Origin of the sequence: Serratia sp. 201 (genome assembly GCF_037027545.1) — a bacterium.
Lineage (GTDB): Bacteria > Pseudomonadota > Gammaproteobacteria > Enterobacterales > Enterobacteriaceae > Serratia > Serratia bockelmannii.
In genome coordinates this window covers 1320468-1335191 of sequence record NZ_JAXCHC010000001.1, presented here as the reverse complement: position 1 = coordinate 1335191, position 14724 = coordinate 1320468, and the positions used below count along the sequence as shown (strand labels likewise).

Annotated in this window: 15 protein-coding genes; 7 read left to right on the top strand and 8 right to left on the bottom strand. The window is 60.3% G+C overall.

What is annotated here, in order from left to right; genetic code table 11:
- Positions 1-143: 143 nt before the first annotated feature.
- The 3 genes from hutI to WA302_RS06880 all read left to right on the top strand — a co-directional run bounded on the left by hutI (position 144) and on the right by WA302_RS06880 (position 3948).
- Positions 144-1367, top strand: a complete 1224-nt coding sequence (gene hutI, locus WA302_RS06890) for an imidazolonepropionase (protein WP_038877714.1) — start codon at positions 144-146, stop codon at positions 1365-1367.
- Positions 1364-2167: an N-formylglutamate deformylase gene (gene hutG / locus WA302_RS06885; protein ID WP_025302562.1), complete on the top strand. Its 804-nt coding sequence runs from the start codon at positions 1364-1366 to the stop codon at positions 2165-2167. Before hutI ends, hutG begins: the two co-directional genes overlap by 4 nt.
- 245 nt (positions 2168-2412) lie before the next feature.
- A complete protein-coding gene (locus WA302_RS06880; protein ID WP_164067581.1) occupies positions 2413-3948 on the top strand; it encodes a serine hydrolase domain-containing protein in 1536 nt (511 codons plus the stop codon).
- Between the two features lie 3 nt (positions 3949-3951).
- On the opposite strand, the gene WA302_RS06875 is transcribed toward WA302_RS06880, so the two are convergent.
- Together WA302_RS06875 and WA302_RS06870 are read right to left on the bottom strand one after the other, a co-directional pair.
- Positions 3952-4482, bottom strand: coding sequence for a chorismate mutase (locus WA302_RS06875; RefSeq protein WP_043141419.1), 531 nt, complete (start codon positions 4480-4482; stop codon positions 3952-3954).
- A gap of 115 nt (positions 4483-4597) precedes the next feature.
- Positions 4598-5101, bottom strand: a complete 504-nt coding sequence (locus WA302_RS06870) for an anti-virulence regulator CigR family protein (protein WP_049209162.1) — start codon at positions 5099-5101, stop codon at positions 4598-4600.
- A gap of 442 nt (positions 5102-5543) precedes the next feature.
- Between WA302_RS06870 and WA302_RS06865 the strand changes: the two genes are divergently transcribed.
- Positions 5544-5723: a hypothetical protein gene (locus WA302_RS06865; protein ID WP_025302559.1), complete on the top strand. Its 180-nt coding sequence runs from the start codon at positions 5544-5546 to the stop codon at positions 5721-5723.
- Between the two features lie 52 nt (positions 5724-5775).
- Here WA302_RS06865 and WA302_RS06860 read toward each other — a convergent pair whose 3' ends face one another.
- Positions 5776-6657, bottom strand: coding sequence for a nucleoside-specific channel-forming protein Tsx (locus WA302_RS06860; protein ID WP_004941293.1), 882 nt, complete (start codon positions 6655-6657; stop codon positions 5776-5778).
- 356 nt (positions 6658-7013) lie between these two features.
- Positions 7014-7655, bottom strand: a complete 642-nt coding sequence (locus WA302_RS06855; protein ID WP_025302558.1) for an HD domain-containing protein — start codon at positions 7653-7655, stop codon at positions 7014-7016.
- A gap of 115 nt (positions 7656-7770) precedes the next feature.
- Here WA302_RS06855 and WA302_RS06850 point away from each other — a divergent pair, with 115 nt between their 5' ends.
- Positions 7771-8751, top strand: a complete 981-nt coding sequence (locus tag WA302_RS06850) for a GlxA family transcriptional regulator (RefSeq protein WP_049209164.1) — start codon at positions 7771-7773, stop codon at positions 8749-8751.
- 2 nt (positions 8752-8753) lie between these two features.
- Here WA302_RS06850 and WA302_RS06845 read toward each other — a convergent pair whose 3' ends face one another.
- From WA302_RS06845 to WA302_RS06830, 4 genes are all read right to left on the bottom strand, one after another.
- Positions 8754-9026, bottom strand: coding sequence for a hypothetical protein (locus tag WA302_RS06845; RefSeq protein ID WP_025302556.1), 273 nt, complete (start codon positions 9024-9026; stop codon positions 8754-8756).
- A 73-nt stretch (positions 9027-9099) separates the two neighbouring features.
- Positions 9100-9993 (bottom strand): aromatic amino acid DMT transporter YddG, encoded by an 894-nt coding sequence (gene yddG / locus WA302_RS06840; RefSeq protein ID WP_025302555.1) that lies wholly within the window; start codon positions 9991-9993, stop codon positions 9100-9102.
- A 91-nt stretch (positions 9994-10084) separates the two neighbouring features.
- Positions 10085-11455 (bottom strand): APC family permease, encoded by a 1371-nt coding sequence (locus tag WA302_RS06835; protein ID WP_025302554.1) that lies wholly within the window; start codon positions 11453-11455, stop codon positions 10085-10087.
- Between the two features lie 308 nt (positions 11456-11763).
- The gene (locus tag WA302_RS06830; protein ID WP_025302553.1) at positions 11764-13182 is read right to left on the bottom strand and encodes a glutamine synthetase family protein; all 1419 of its coding nucleotides are present in this window, start codon (positions 13180-13182) and stop codon (positions 11764-11766) included.
- A gap of 219 nt (positions 13183-13401) precedes the next feature.
- On the opposite strand from WA302_RS06830, the gene puuD reads away from it, so the two are divergent.
- Both puuD and puuR read left to right on the top strand, forming a co-directional pair.
- A complete protein-coding gene (puuD, locus tag WA302_RS06825; protein ID WP_025302552.1) occupies positions 13402-14163 on the top strand; it encodes a gamma-glutamyl-gamma-aminobutyrate hydrolase in 762 nt (253 codons plus the stop codon).
- The gene (gene puuR / locus WA302_RS06820) at positions 14160-14717 is read left to right on the top strand and encodes an HTH-type transcriptional regulator PuuR (protein ID WP_016928041.1); all 558 of its coding nucleotides are present in this window, start codon (positions 14160-14162) and stop codon (positions 14715-14717) included. Before puuD ends, puuR begins: the two co-directional genes overlap by 4 nt.
- Positions 14718-14724 lie beyond the last annotated feature (7 nt).

Here is a 14724-nt window from a genome sequence, read left to right as displayed (position 1 = left end):
GCCCTGCGCCCGCATCTCCGCTGTCGATCACATCCTGATAACAAAATCTCTCCCGCCTCTTGTGACATCCCGGTGAATGCGTTAGGTTGTTTTTAATTGTATATACAACCATGTGGGAGCTGCGGCTCCGGCGGAGGAAAGCAATGACGTCTGAGATTCACTGTGACAGCCTGTGGCACGGCGCCGATATCGTCACCATGCGCGACGGCAACTATCACACCCTGACCGACGGCGCGATCGCCGTACGCGACGGCAAGATCGTCTGGATTGGCGAACATGCGGCGCTGCCGCCCGGCCTGATCGCGGACGAAACGGTGAAATTCGATGGCGGCATCATCACCCCCGGCTTTGTTGATTGCCACACGCACCTGGTGTTCGGCGGCAACCGCAGCGGCGAGTTCGAACAGCGACTGAACGGCGTGAGCTATGCCGACATCGCCGCGCAGGGCGGCGGCATTATCTCCACCGTGAAAGCCACCCGCGAGGCCGACGAAGCGCTGCTGCTGGAGCAGGCGCTGTTCCGCCTGCGTCCGCTGCTGGCGGAAGGCGTCACCTGCGTGGAGATCAAATCCGGCTATGGCCTCAGCCCGGAAAGCGAGCTGAAAATGCTGCGGGTGGCGCGCAAGTTGGGCGAGCTGCTGCCGGTCGAGGTGAAAACCACCTGTCTGGCGGCCCATGCGCTGCCGCCGGAATACGCAAACCGCGCCGACGACTACATCAATCTGGTCTGCGATACCATCATCCCTCAGGCCGCCGCCGCTGGCCTGGCGGATGCGGTTGACGCCTTCTGCGAACACCTGGCGTTCTCACCGGCGCAGGTGGAGCGAGTCTTCGCCGCCGCCGAAGCCGCCGGTTTGCCTGTCAAACTGCACGCCGAGCAACTCTCCGCCCTCGGCGGCAGCACGCTGGCGGCGCGCCATCACGCGCTCTCCGCCGACCATCTCGAATACGCCACCGAGCAAGATGCCCGCGCCATGGGCGACGCCGGCACCGTGGCGGTGCTGCTGCCGGGCGCCTACTACCTGCTGCGCGAAACCCAGTGCCCGCCGGTAGAGCTGTTCCGCAAGCACCACGTGGCGATGGCGATCGCCAGCGACGCCAACCCTGGCACGTCGCCGGCGCTGTCGCTGCGTCTGATGATCAACATGGCCTGCACGCTGTTCCGCCTGACGCCGGAAGAAGCGCTGGCGGGCGTTACCACCCACGCTGCCAAAGCGCTGGGGCTGCAACACAGCCACGGCACGCTGGAAACCGGCAAGGTGGCGGACTTTGTTCACTGGCCGCTGTCGCGGCCGGCGGAACTGGCTTATTGGTTGGGCGGCCAGCTGCCCTGTACGGTGATTTTCCGAGGAGAAGTACGTCAATGACCATTCGCGATCCTTTTAGCTTCCAGACCGGCAGCCTGCCGCTGCTGATCAGCATCCCACACGCCGGCACGCAACTGACGCCGGCGGTCGAGGCCGGGCTGACCGACGATGCCCGCCCGCTGCCCGATACCGACTGGCACATTCCACAGCTGTACGACTTCGCCCGGGCGATGGGCGCCAGCGTACTGGTCGGCAACTATTCGCGCTTCGTCATCGACCTGAATCGCCCGGCGGACGACAAGCCGCTGTACACCACCGCCACCACCGGTCTGTATCCCGATGTGCTGTTCGACGGCCGCCCAAGCTTCCTGCCGGGCAAAGCGCCGACGGACGAAGAACGCGCCGGCTATCTGCAGCAAATTTGGCAACCTTATCATCAGCAGCTGCAGGACGAGTTGGCACGCCTCAAAGCGCGGCACGGCTATGCGCTGCTGTTCGACGCGCACTCCATCGCCTCGGTGATCCCGCGGCTGTTCGACGGCAAACTGCCGGATCTCAACCTCGGCACCAACGGCGGTGAAAGCTGCGCCCAGGCGCTGAGCGATCGGCTGGTCGCCTGCTGCGAGCAGCAACAGCAGTACACCCACGTGCTGAACGGCCGCTTCAAGGGCGGTTACATCACCCGCGCCTACGGCCAACCGCAGCAGCAACAGCATGCGATCCAGCTCGAGCTGGCGCAGGTCAACTACATGTCCGAACAGTATCCTTTCGCGTTCGAACCGCAGCGCGCCGCCTCGCTGCAGCGCCTGCTCAAGCAGATGATTGAAGGCCTGTTGGACAGCGCCGCCAGACTGAACTGATCCCCTTTACAGGCGCCGCCGGGCGCCTGTTCCTCTCCCTGTCCTTAACCGTAACGTCAGCCGCAATCTGCGCGCTATATCAAAGTTTCGCGTGATTCCCTACTGACTGGTCTAAACAGCGCACAAAACAGCGGCCGACGAAAAACGCGCTGCGCCACAATCAGCCGAAAAGCCCGCGCTCATCGTCAGCGCCGGGCGGCGTGTGGCCGAGCTGGCCCGTTTCGAACCATCACTCTGGAGGCCCTATGTCTGTAACACCGTTAAACTGGCGCGCTGCCGGCGCCCTCGCCGAACAATTGCTGGCCGGCTGGCAACGGCGTGGCGAACCCGGCGGCGCCATCACCCTGTTTGACGCCGAACAACTCCGCGCCACCGCCAGTGCCGGCTTGGCCGATCTGGCGCAGAATACCCCCTTCACCGCCGACAGCGTGGTGCGCTACGCCTCAGTGACCAAGCACATCTTCGCCGCGCTGGCGCTGAAGGCCACCGGCCGCGCCATTCGGCTCGATCAGCGCCTGGGCGAACTGCTGCCCACCCTGCAGCCCGCGTTGGCGGACGTTACCGTCGGCCAGGCGCTGGACATGACCGGCGGTCTGCCTGACGTGCGCGAGACGCTCGGTCTGCTGGGCATATCGCTGCATGCCGTCAGCGAGGCGCAGCCGGTGATGCAGTTTGTCGAGGGGCTGGAAAGATTGAACTATGAAGCCGGCAGCGAGATCGCCTACAGCAATACCGGCTATCGGCTGCTGGAGGCCGCGCTGCGCAGCAAAGGGTATGATTTCGATCAACTGGTGCAACAGCACATCGCCCGGCCGCTGCAGGTGCAGATGCAAGCGCCGGAAAGCTGGTTCGACGTGGTGCCAGGGTTGGTGCCGGGTTACTGGCGTGCGGCGCGGGGCTGGCAACACGCCAGCGCCGGTCTGCACCTTTCCGCCTCCGGCAGCCTGACCGGCAGCCTCAACGCCCTCACCCGCTGGCTGCAAACGCTGCTGGCCGACCAGGGCCCCGGCCAGGGCGTGCTGGCGCAACTCGGCGCACCGCGCCGCCTCAATCAGGGTCAGCTCAGCGCCTATGGACTGGGGCTGGCGCAGACGCCGCTAGGCCGCCGCCGCTTGCTCGGCCACGGTGGTTCCCACGCCGGTTACAAAACCTATTTCCTGCTGGCGCCCGATCGCCAGGTCGGCGTTGCGCTGGTGGCCAACCGCGAAGACTGCGACAGTTTCGGGATGGCTTTGCAGGTGATGGCAGCGCTGCTGGGCGAACCTTTGCCGCAGCGCAGCACGGCGATCCCCGACGGTCTCTACGCCACGCTGGCGGAGCCGCACTGGCTGGAGGTCAAAGACGGCAACCTGGCCTATCTGGGCAGCGATGAACCGCTGTATCAGGGCGAAGACGGCTACGCGGTGTCGCTGTCCGCCCATATGCCAATCAAATTGAAGTGGACCGGCGAAGCGGTCGAGGGCGAAGTCGGGCATGTGGCGCGCCGTTTCCTGCCGGTCACGGCCAACGGCGACTGCCTGAAGCATGTGCAGGGGTTGTGGTATCACCCGCACTATCGCACCGCCTTTGAAATTCGCGGCAATCGGGTGCATATTGGCGTCGGCCCGGCGGCGCAGACCGGCACGCTCAGCCCGCTCGGCCAGGGCCGCATGCTGGTGGAGTGCCAGGACGGCCCATGGTTGAAACGCTTTTGCCTCTATTTCCGCGGTTACAACGTGGATCTCATCGCCAACCGCAGCCGGATGCTGACCTTCCGCCGCAGCACCGTCGGCCGCGACTGACGCTCAGCGTGCGCTGCCGGTTCTGACCGCCAGCAGCGCATCCGCCAGCCGCCGCTTGTCGGCGGCGCTGAGATTCACCTGATCCACAGACGCCATAAACGCCGCCCGATCCGCCTCGCCGAGCGGGCCGGTACGCAGTCGCTCCGCCAGCCGTTGCAATATCTGGCTGCTCAGCTGCGCGATCTGTGGGCGCACCTGCGCCAACGGGCGCGGCTGCCAGCCGGGCTCCGGGCTCGCCAGCCAGTCGGCGCGATAGCGGTACTGAATCGCCTTGGCGGCGTCCATCTGCGCGGCGATAAAAGGCCGCACCGACGCCGGCTCCAGCCCCAAACGCCCCGCCTCCGCCTGCGCGCTGGCCAACACCTTCGCCTCCTGCGCCAGGTCTTCGATCGGCAAATGCTGCTGCGCCTTGTAACCGGCAACGTCTTTCATCAACGACAGCCGTTGGTTCACCAGTTCGCCGATGGCGGCAGCGCCGTCTGCCAACGCTGGAAAACTGGTCAAACAGCAGGCTATCAATAACGCCCTGAACATGGCGCCTCCCTTATGATGCAGTGAAAAGGTCAGGCGCCAAGTTCACCACGTCAGCCCTGCGCCGGCAAATAAAAAAGGCCCCGCCGCAGCGAGGCCCGATGAGACCCAACCGGCGTTAGTCGAACACGCCGTTGATGACGGAGGCCACAATCGCGGTGCTGAGTGCGACCAGCACCAGATCGTCGCCGGCGATACGCCACTCATAACCCGGGTACTGCGGCAACTCACGCAGCATCGAGTAAGGCACCACTTTTTTGGCGATGCCCGGCGGCAGCGGTTTACCACGCGCCAGATTCTTGGCGATGCCCGGTGGCAGCGAGCTGTAGCCTGTCAGGCCGTAGTTGTGCGCCAGCGAACGGGCGCGGTCGCGCGAAAGGCTGACGGAGACCAGATTATCGTCGTTCCTATAGCCGCCTTTATCTTTATTGCCTTTGTTGCCGTGATTACCGTTGTTGCCATGGTTACCGTTATTGCCGTTATTGCCGTGATTGCCGCTGTTGCCATGGCCGTTCCCGTTGCCGTTACCATTGCCGCCTTTGTCGGCCAAGGCCGGGGCGGATGACAACCCCAGCGATGCAATCAGCGCTAACACCGTGAGAGTCGTACGACGTTTGTTCATGTTGTGTATTCCTGCGTGGGTGACTCTGTTGACTATAGCTAGCCTTTTCCAGACAAAGTATAAGGAAAACTCCGAGATAACGGCGCGCTTTTACGGCATTCGCTTTCAAACCTTGTCTCAACGCAAAACGCCTCGAAAATGCCGATGCTTGTCTCAGATTTTTCTTGAAGAAAAATAAGCCTTACGCTAGCGTGGGAAGGTAACAAAAAAGAGTTAGCGTGCTCTTTTTCGTCGCACCTCAAATCTTATTCTTATCATCCATAATGATAATAGCGAACACTTCCCGCCTCTCCGTGCGGGATTCTTTTTCCCGCCGCCGTCGCCCCAATCTGGTGCTTTATGTTGAGATTTGGTTGCCGATAATTTACATTCGCTGTCTGAGAAACCTCAACCTCCCGCGGTGGCCAGGCTGGCAACGGGTGGGCGTTCAGGAGCAAAAGACGTGCAAATGACCCTCATGGAATACATCACTCGACACTTTAACGGCGATCTTCATCGTTACGCGCAGTCGGAAGGCGTCAGCCGTGAACAAATCATTAGTTGGATAAATAATGAATGTCACGTGATCAAAGGCAGGCTGTTTATGCCGGTGAAGCATCTCCCGGCTGAACAAGCACAGTGATGACAAAAAAACCCCGCCAGGCGGGGTTTTCTGTTTCTGATAGCACGGAAAATCAGAAGTTATAGCCGACCACGAGGTAATAACCCCAACCGGTAGACTTGATCGGGCCCTGCGGGGTACCGATATCCGCGCCATCCTGCCACTGGCCGCCGTTATGGAAATAACGCGCCACGAAAGAATAGTGCCAGTGATCGTAGTTCAGCGCCAAAATGTGGCTGGAGGCGATAGAGTTGCTGGTGCGCACCTGTTTGCCGGTGCCGTCAACCCAATGGCTGTCCTTGCCCAGATCGGAACCAAAGTCGAAGTTGGTGAAGCCGATGTAGCTCAGGTTGCCGCCCCACACCTGGGTCAGCGGCACGAAGTATTTCACCTTGAAGCGGTAACCGTCCCAGCTGTTCTCGTTGGCAGCCTGGTAGTTTTCCCACTGGTATTTGGCATAGATGTTCATCGACAGGCTCATCGGCAGGCCGGTGTCGATATCGGTGCCCAGACCCATGTACCAGGTGTTTTGACGACCGTCGGCGTTGTGGCCCAGGTCATAGATGTAGTTGTTGGCGAAGTACCACTCTTTGAACGGACCGAAGCTCAGATCGGTGCCGGTCAGCTTGTCGATGGAGAAGCGCGGTTCAATCTCCATAAACAGCGGGGAGCCTTTGTCCCAGATGCCGCGATCCGGGGTATTGCCCACGCCGAAGAACTTCGGCACGTCAACGTAACCGTAGAAGTCGAACCAGTCTTTCTTGGCGAAGGCTTCGTATTCGAGATACACGTCGTTATTCAGCTGCGGTCCGAAACGGGTGTGGTAGCTGCCCACCACGTTAACGCTCTGGTGCCACCAGTCGGAGACATATTGACTGTCTTTGCTATCAGCCATTGATGATGCACTGTAAGACGCTGCGAGCAGTACACCTGCTGCGAGAGCTATTTTTTTCATTTTATTACCACATGCTTAAAGGGCCATTTCCTGCCCGTTTAGAAAAGATGACAATGAGTCTGCCGACACCTGGCGTTGTCTTCACACAGAAACTCGGATGACGCGCGCATTATAGAAACCACTGACTGTAAGAATCTGTGATCCAGTTACGCATTTCGCGAATAGGTAATCGATTGCGTTCACATTTGTCAAATTATGTTTCATTCAAATTCACATTCGCTGTGATTTTTGTCATGCACATCGATTTTTAGCGCAGTTTTTGAGCCAACTGTCATCAACCGGCAATGAAGAGGAGTACGGCATTCAAGCGGGAAATGCCGGCGAAAACTCGCCGGCGAGAGAGAAGCGGCAGCCGATCACGCTGGCCACATCGAACGACGAATGAGGCTGCAAAAATTACCGCGAACAAAGCTCGGTTCCTTATCCGCCAGCACGTCCGCTTTGACGTTGCCGAAGGTGCTGTCCGGCTTATGTCGAATCCCGTCGTAAAACGCCTGAATAATCGCTTCCTTGAAGTTTGCCCCGCGGGGATGCAACTCCACTACCTGCTCTCGCAGCGCCGCGTCATAGCCCTGGTAATTGATCCCTAACACATCCATCTCTACTCCCGCGGTCACCAGCGCAATCAGCGGGTGCATGTATTCCGGGATCCCCGGCGTGGTGTGTAACGCGATCGCCGTCCATACCCGATCGATATCCTGACGGCTGACCCCGTGCCCGCGTAAAAACTCGGCCGCCGCATCGGCGCCATCCACTTCGAAACGTTTGTCGCAGCTGCAGTGATCGTGCGTCAGTCCCATATCGTGAAACAGGCAGCCGACGTACAGCAGTTCAGGATCGTAAACCAGCTTGCGCTGCTGCCCCGCCAGCGCCGCCCAGTAATACACCCGGCTGGAGTGGTGAAACAGCAGATCTGATTCGGTGTCGCGCACTAACTCGGTCGCCTGACGCGCCATCGCGCTATCCGGCACGCTGATGCCGTTGATGGTTAAACTCATAACTCGATTCTCCCGTTGTCTGGAACCCGGTTAGATTAGGCGTTACACTGAATGTCCTCAATTGCCATTAATCAACGATTAGGGACATCCCCCATCCATCGGGATATCGCATGCCATGAGTAAAACCATCGCTATTCTCGCCGTGCCACAGGTGCAGCTGCTGGACGTTTCCGGTCCGCTGGATGTTTTCGCCGAAGCCAATCTGCAAGCCGGCTATGCCGCCTATCATCTGCAGGTAGTCGGAAAGACGCTGGCGCCGATCGTGTCCTCATCCGGCGTCAAACTCGTGCCGGATCTCGCCATCACCCAATGGCGTGAACAGGCGATCGACACGTTGCTCATCGCCGGTGCACCGGGTATCGCCGACGGCGAAAGCGAAACACGCACGCTGGACTGGCTACGCAGAGTGGTACACCGCACTCGCCGCTACGGCTCGGTGTGCAGCGGCGCTTTTCTGCTGGCGGAGGCCGGCCTGTTGGATGGGCGGCAAATCACCACCCACTGGGCGGTAGCCGATCAATTGTGTCGCCGCTATCCTCAGGTCACGGTGGATAAAGACGCCATTTATGTGCGTGACGGGCGCCTGCAGACTGCCGCTGGCGTGACCTCAGGGCTGGATCTGGCGCTGATAATGGTGGAAGACGATTTAGGGCGTGAGATCGCGCAGCGGGTCGCGGCCCAGCTGGTGATGTTTTTCCGCCGTCCCGGCGGGCAGATGCAATTCAGCTATCGGGAACAGGCGACCCTGGCCGGGCGCTCAATGCTGCAGGAAGTGCAACGCTGGGCGATAGACAATATCGGGTTACCGCACAACGTAGCCAGCCTGGCGGAACGCGCCGGCGTCACCCCGCGGCATTTCAGCAGGCTGTTCGGCAACGAGGTCGGCACCTCTCCCGCTAAATGGCTCGAGGAAGCCCGCATCGCCGAAGCGCGCAGGTTATTGGAACTCGGCGTATTGGCGCCAAAACAGGTGGCGGCGCATTGCGGTTTTTCCAGTGCAGAGCTGATGCGGCGGGCATTTATCCGCCGGCTGGGGGTAACGCCGGCGGACTATCGAAAAATGTTTCTCGGTAAACAACTGCGGCGCGAAAGCTGAGATCAGTTTACCGCCGGCACCGCCTTGGCGATGTTTTCCTGGCGGAACGCCACCTCTTCGCCGTTTTTCACCTCCCAGTTGGCAACCGGAATGTCGGTCTTGGGCGCCGCCGCGACGACCGAACCGTAAATCAGCTTGTCGTCGCGGCGCAAAATATAAACGTCGAGCTGATATTCGTGCCGCAGATTCGCCGTGGTCAGGCGCACGGTATCGCCGCGCTCATAGTGATGCACGTCGATTTCAGGCTGTTGAATAAATTGAATGTCGCTTCTCATCGTCGTCGTTCCTTCAGGCAACATGGCTAGTTAAATTCTAGTTCAACATTGCGCCGACGGCGGATAATTTCCGTTAATTTCCGCGAGTTGCCCGCCAACAGATCAGCGAGCCAAGCGTGACCATCGCTACACCCTGCCAGAAATTGGCGGTCAGCGAGGTGTGCAACACCAGCGCGGCGAACACCGCCGACAGCACCGGGGTGAAATAAGAGACGGTGGCCAGCAGCGTCATGTTGCCGTGCAAAATGCCGACGTTCCAGGCGGCATACCCCGCCCCCATTGCCACTCCGGCGCACAGCAGCGTTACGGTCACGCCAGCGCTGAACTGCATGCCGCTTTCCGCGCTGAAGGCATACTTCAACCACAGCGCCAGCGCGGTCAGCACGATGAACAGCACCACACCGTTGCTGCCCTGGGCGATCTTCTTGGTCAGGTTGCAATACAGCGCCCAGATCACTGCGCCACTGAACGCCAGCGTATAGCTGAGCGGATTGCTGCGCACGTTGGCCAGCATCTGCGCCGGTGACCAGCCGCCCTCGCCGCTCATGATCCAGCCGATGCCGAACAGCGACAGCAGCAGTCCCGGCAGCAGCCACCATTTCGCCTTTTGGCCGTTGAGCGCCAGCGCCATCAGCACGGTGAAACAGGGCCACAGGTAGTTGATCATGCCCACTTCTATCGCCTGCAGGCGGGTATTGGCGTAGCCGAGCGACAGCGACAGGCAGATCTCGTAGCTGACGAACAGCAGGCTGCCGACGATGAGATAAGGTCGCGGAAAGCTGCGCCATTTCGGCACGCCGAGCGCCACCAGCAAAAACACCGCGCTGACGCTGTAGATCATCGCCGCGCCGCCTATCGGCCCCAGCCCTTCGCTGACGCTGCGAATAAGGCCAACCACGCTGCTCCACAGCACAATGGCCAACAAACCGAACAACGTGGCGCGGGTACGCGAGGGCAAAGCGGGCATAAGACAGGTCCAATGGGTTATTTTTTATCAGGTTTTTCACTCTACTGCCGCACGTGCCAAAAAGAAAGGCGGGATACTCCCGCCTGTGAATTTATTGCTGCGGTTGCCGCTCCAACTGCGGCGGCGGCTGGCGAAAGCGTCGGGTCAGCCAGGCCAAATAGCCGAAGCCCAGTGTCGCCCAGATCAGCCCCATGGTCAGCGAGCTTTTCTCCAGGTTCAGCCACAGCACCCCCACCGTCAGCGCCCCCACCAACGGCAGGAACAGGAAGTTGAACCGATCCTTCCAGCTTTTGTTGCGCCCTTCGCGAATGAAGAAGTGGCTGATCACCGACAGGTTAACGAAGGTAAAGGCTACCAGCGCACCAAAGTTGATCAGCGCCGTGGCGGTCACCAGATCGAACGACAGCGCTGACAGCGCCACCAGCCCGACCATCAGCACGTTCAGCGCCGGGGTGCGCCATTTGGGGTGGATATAGCCGAAGAATTTCTCCGGGAACACGTTGTCACGCCCCATCACGTACAGCAGGCGCGATACGCTGGCGTGCGACGCCAGGCCGGAGGCCAGCGTGTTGATGAAGGTCACGCACAGGAAGATCGACTGGAACAGCTTGCCGCCGACGTACAGCGCGATCTCCGGCAGCGCGGCGTCGGGCTGGTGAAAGCGTTGAATGGACGGGAAAAACAGCTGAATGAAGAACGACACGCTGATAAAGATCACCCCGCCGTACAGCGCGGTCAGGAAGATGGCGCGCGGGATCACCTTGGCGGCGTCGGGCGTCTCTTCACACAGCGTGGTGACCGCGTCAAAACCGAGGAACGAGAAGCACAGAATAGTCGCGCCGGTAATGATCGGCAGCAGATGCGCATTCTCGCTGAGGAACGGCCGCAGGCTCCACACCGTGCCCATCCCCTCGCCGTTGTGCAGGCCGCGCACCACCAGATAGATGAACACTAGAATGATCGCCACCTGCGCCAATACGAACAGGGTATTGAAGTTGGCCACCAAATTGACGCTTTTCAGGTTGATGGCGGTGATAAGGATAACGAAGCCCACGACCCACACCCAGGGCGGCACTTCCGGGAACAGCGCGGTCAGGTAAATCTTCGCCAGCAGCGTATTGATCATCGGCAGGAACAGATAATCAAGCAGCGATGACCACCCCACCAGAAAACCGACGTGCGGGTTGATCGCCTTCTGCGCATAGGTATAGGCAGAGCCGGCGGTGGGAAACTGGCGCACCAGTTTGCCATAGCTGATGGCGGTGAACAGCACGCCGGCCAGCGCCAGCAGATAGGAGGTCGGCACATGGCCGTCGGTGAGGCCGGAGACGATGCCGAAGGTGTCAAACACCGTCATCGGCGTCAGATAGGCCAGGCCCATCATCACCACCTGCCACAGCTTGAGGGATTTGCGCAGCTGCGGTTTGCCCGCCGGGCCGCCGTCGATGGCTTTAATCGTCATGGCATTTCCCCTCTTGGTCCTCTGCTGTCAACCGTGCAACGTCATTCAGAGAGGCCGCAGGGAAACTGCTGCTCAGGCGGCGGTAAAAACGGGTTGGTATCGCTGTCGGGCGGCCGGCGACCGGCCCGTAGGCACTGCGGCACAGACAAACGTCTGCGCAGGGGGCTGACTGAGTCATGGTTATTTCCTCGTCGGCGTCCTGTACGCCGTGATAGAAGAAATTCTGTACCGCAGCGCGCAGCCTCGCCGGCCACAGGAGAGCCGATGAAATGCGCCGGACGCGCGCGGTAGTCGCAGGGTGAGCGGGATCAGGCGTTTTTCAACATCCACTCGATTTCGGTTTCGGTGATCAGGCGCTCGAACTGCACCAGCTCATCAGTTTTGCAGGCCAGATAGACGTGGCTGAAGCGTTCGCCCAACAATGCATTGAGCACCGGCTGATGTTCGAACTCGTACAGCGCGTCGCTCTGGCGGATCGGGAACGGCAGCCCGTCCTGCTCCAGACCGTTGCCGGTCACCGGCTCAGGCAGCGGCAATGCGGTTTCCAGGCCATAAACGATGCCGGCCAGAATGGTCGCCATCACCAGATAAGGATTGGCGTCGGCGCCCGCCACGCGATACTCCACGCGGTGGTTGTCGCGATCGCCGCAGGGAATGCGCAGCGCCACGGTGCGGTTGTTATGCCCCCAGGAAGCCTGGGTCGGCACATACATGCCAGGCTGGAAGCGGCGGTAGGCGTTGACGTTCGGCGCCAGCAGCGCCATCGAAGACGGCATCAGGGCGATCATGCCCGCCAGCGCCTGTTTCAGCAGCGCCGAATCTTCGCCGTCATCGTCGGCGAACACGTTGTTGCCCTGCGCGTTCAGCATGCTGATGTGCACGTGCATGCCGCTGCCGGCGTGCTCCTCATACGGTTTGGCCATAAAGGTCGCCTGCATGTTGTGGTTCTCGGCCACCATGCGCACCAGCCGCTTCAGCGCCAGCGCGTGATCGCAGGCCTGCAGCACGTCGTCGGTATGGTGCAGGTTGACCTCGAACTGCCCCGGCGACGCCTCCGCCACCGCGCCGTCCGCCGGAATGCCCTGCAAACGCGCCAGTTCGTCGATCTCGCTCAGCACGTCGGCGAAATGGTTGAGGTTATCGACGGAGTACACCTGGCTTTGGGTGTTGCGCTCTTGCGTGCCCGGCGCGCACGGCGGCTGCAGATAGCCCTCCGCGTCGCGTTGACGATCGATGAGATAGAACTCCAACTCTACCGCTACCACGGGGGAAAGCCCGCGCTGACGCAAACGCTGCCACACTCGGTTCAGCACATTGCGCGGTTCAACGTCAAAGGGAGTGCCATCTTCATCCAACATGGTGAGCAGCACCTGCGCGATATATTGCGGGTCCGCCGCCGACGGCGTCAGCGTGCCCGGTACCGGCACGCACACGTGATCCGGCTCGCCCAACTCCTGCCCCAGCCCGGCCTCTTCCACCACGTTGCCGAGAATATCCATCGCAAATACCGATGCCGGGAAGTAACAGCCCTTCTCCAGTTTGTTCAGGCCGCCGACCGGGATGCGTTTGCCGCGGAAGCTGCCGTTCAGATCGGTCAACAGTACGTCGACATGTTGGGTTAACGGATAACGTTCCAGATACTTCTTCACTTCGCGCTGGAACGCGCTACTTCGTCTCTCTTCACTGTGCTGAACAAAGTTTTCCACTTCTACGATGTTGGTCTGCATGGTTCACCCGCCGTTTGTGTTTTGCTGTCGTCGATGTTTATTGACCGTATTGTTCAATATAATGCCCACAAATGAAACGTAGATGAAACAAATTTGTTTTGCAAGTGTTACTTTTGGTTTGAATATTGCCCAATCGACTGCTAGATTTATAGAATATTGAACGAAATCGGCGGTGGAGAAGCTTATCGTTCATAATTTCGAACGTACCAAGGGGATAGCATGGACAATATATTTAACAGACCAGTCATTGGCGTCGTCATGTGCAGGTATAGGTTAAACGGGCACCTCACACAGACCTTGCAAGAAAAGTACCTGAATGCCGTTATCACCGCCGGCGGCTTGCCGATCGCCCTGCCGCACGCGCTGGCGGAGCCGGAAATGCTGGCAGAACTGCTGCCGCGCCTCGACGGCATTTTGCTGCCGGGCAGCCCCAGTAATGTGCAGCCGCACCTTTATGGTGAAAACGGCGATGAGCCTGACGCCGATCCTGGCCGAGACGCGTTGAGCCTGGCGCTGATCCGCCAGGCATTCGACAGGCGCATTCCCCTTTTCGCCATTTGCCGCGGCATGCAGGAGATGGTGGTCGCCACCCAAGGCACCCTGCATCGCCGCCTGTACGAACTGCCCGAGCTGCTGGAGCATCGTGAAGATCACGACCTGCCGCTGGAACAGCAATACGCCCCCGCCCACGAAGTCATCGTTCAGGAAGGGGGGCTGCTTTCGCAACTGATACCGGATTGCAACAGATTCTGGGTGAACTCGCTGCACGGCCAGGGCGCCAAAACCCTGGGCGCGAGCGTTCGCATCGAGGCGCACGCCGCCGACGGGCTGGTGGAGGCGATCAGCGTGCGAGATCAGCCCTTCGCGCTCGGCGTGCAGTGGCACCCGGAGTGGAACAGCGACGAGTACGCCCTGTCGCGCCTGTTGTTTGATGGTTTCATTACCGCCTGTCGGAACTATCAAAAGGAAAAACGCCCATGAGCGACGTCAGCTTGGCACCGGGAAAACGTCTGTCGCAGATCCGTCAACAATTAGGGTTGTCGCAGCGCCGGGTCGCCGAACTGTCTGGGTTAACCCACAGCGCCATCAGTACTATCGAGCAAGATAAGGTCAGCCCGGCCATCAGCACGCTGCAAAAGCTGCTGACGGTGTACGGTCTGTCGCTGTCGGCGTTTTTCGCCGAGCCGGAAAAACCGGCTGAGCCACAGATCGTGATAGACAGCGACGACCTGATCGAAATCGGCAGCCAGGGCGTTTCGATGAAGCTGATCCACAACGGCGACCCGAACCGCACGCTGGCAATGATGATCGAGACCTACGAACCGGGCACCACCACCGGCGAGCGCATCAAACACCAAGGGGAAGAGATCGGCACGCTGCTGGAGGGCGAAGTGGTGCTGCAGGTCAACGGCCAGAGCTATCACCTGCTGGCCGGGCAGAGCTACGCCATCAATACCGGCATCCCCCACAGTTTCAGCAACACGTCGGCGCGCATTTGCCGGATTATCAGCGCCCATACGCCGACGACATTCTGATCAACGG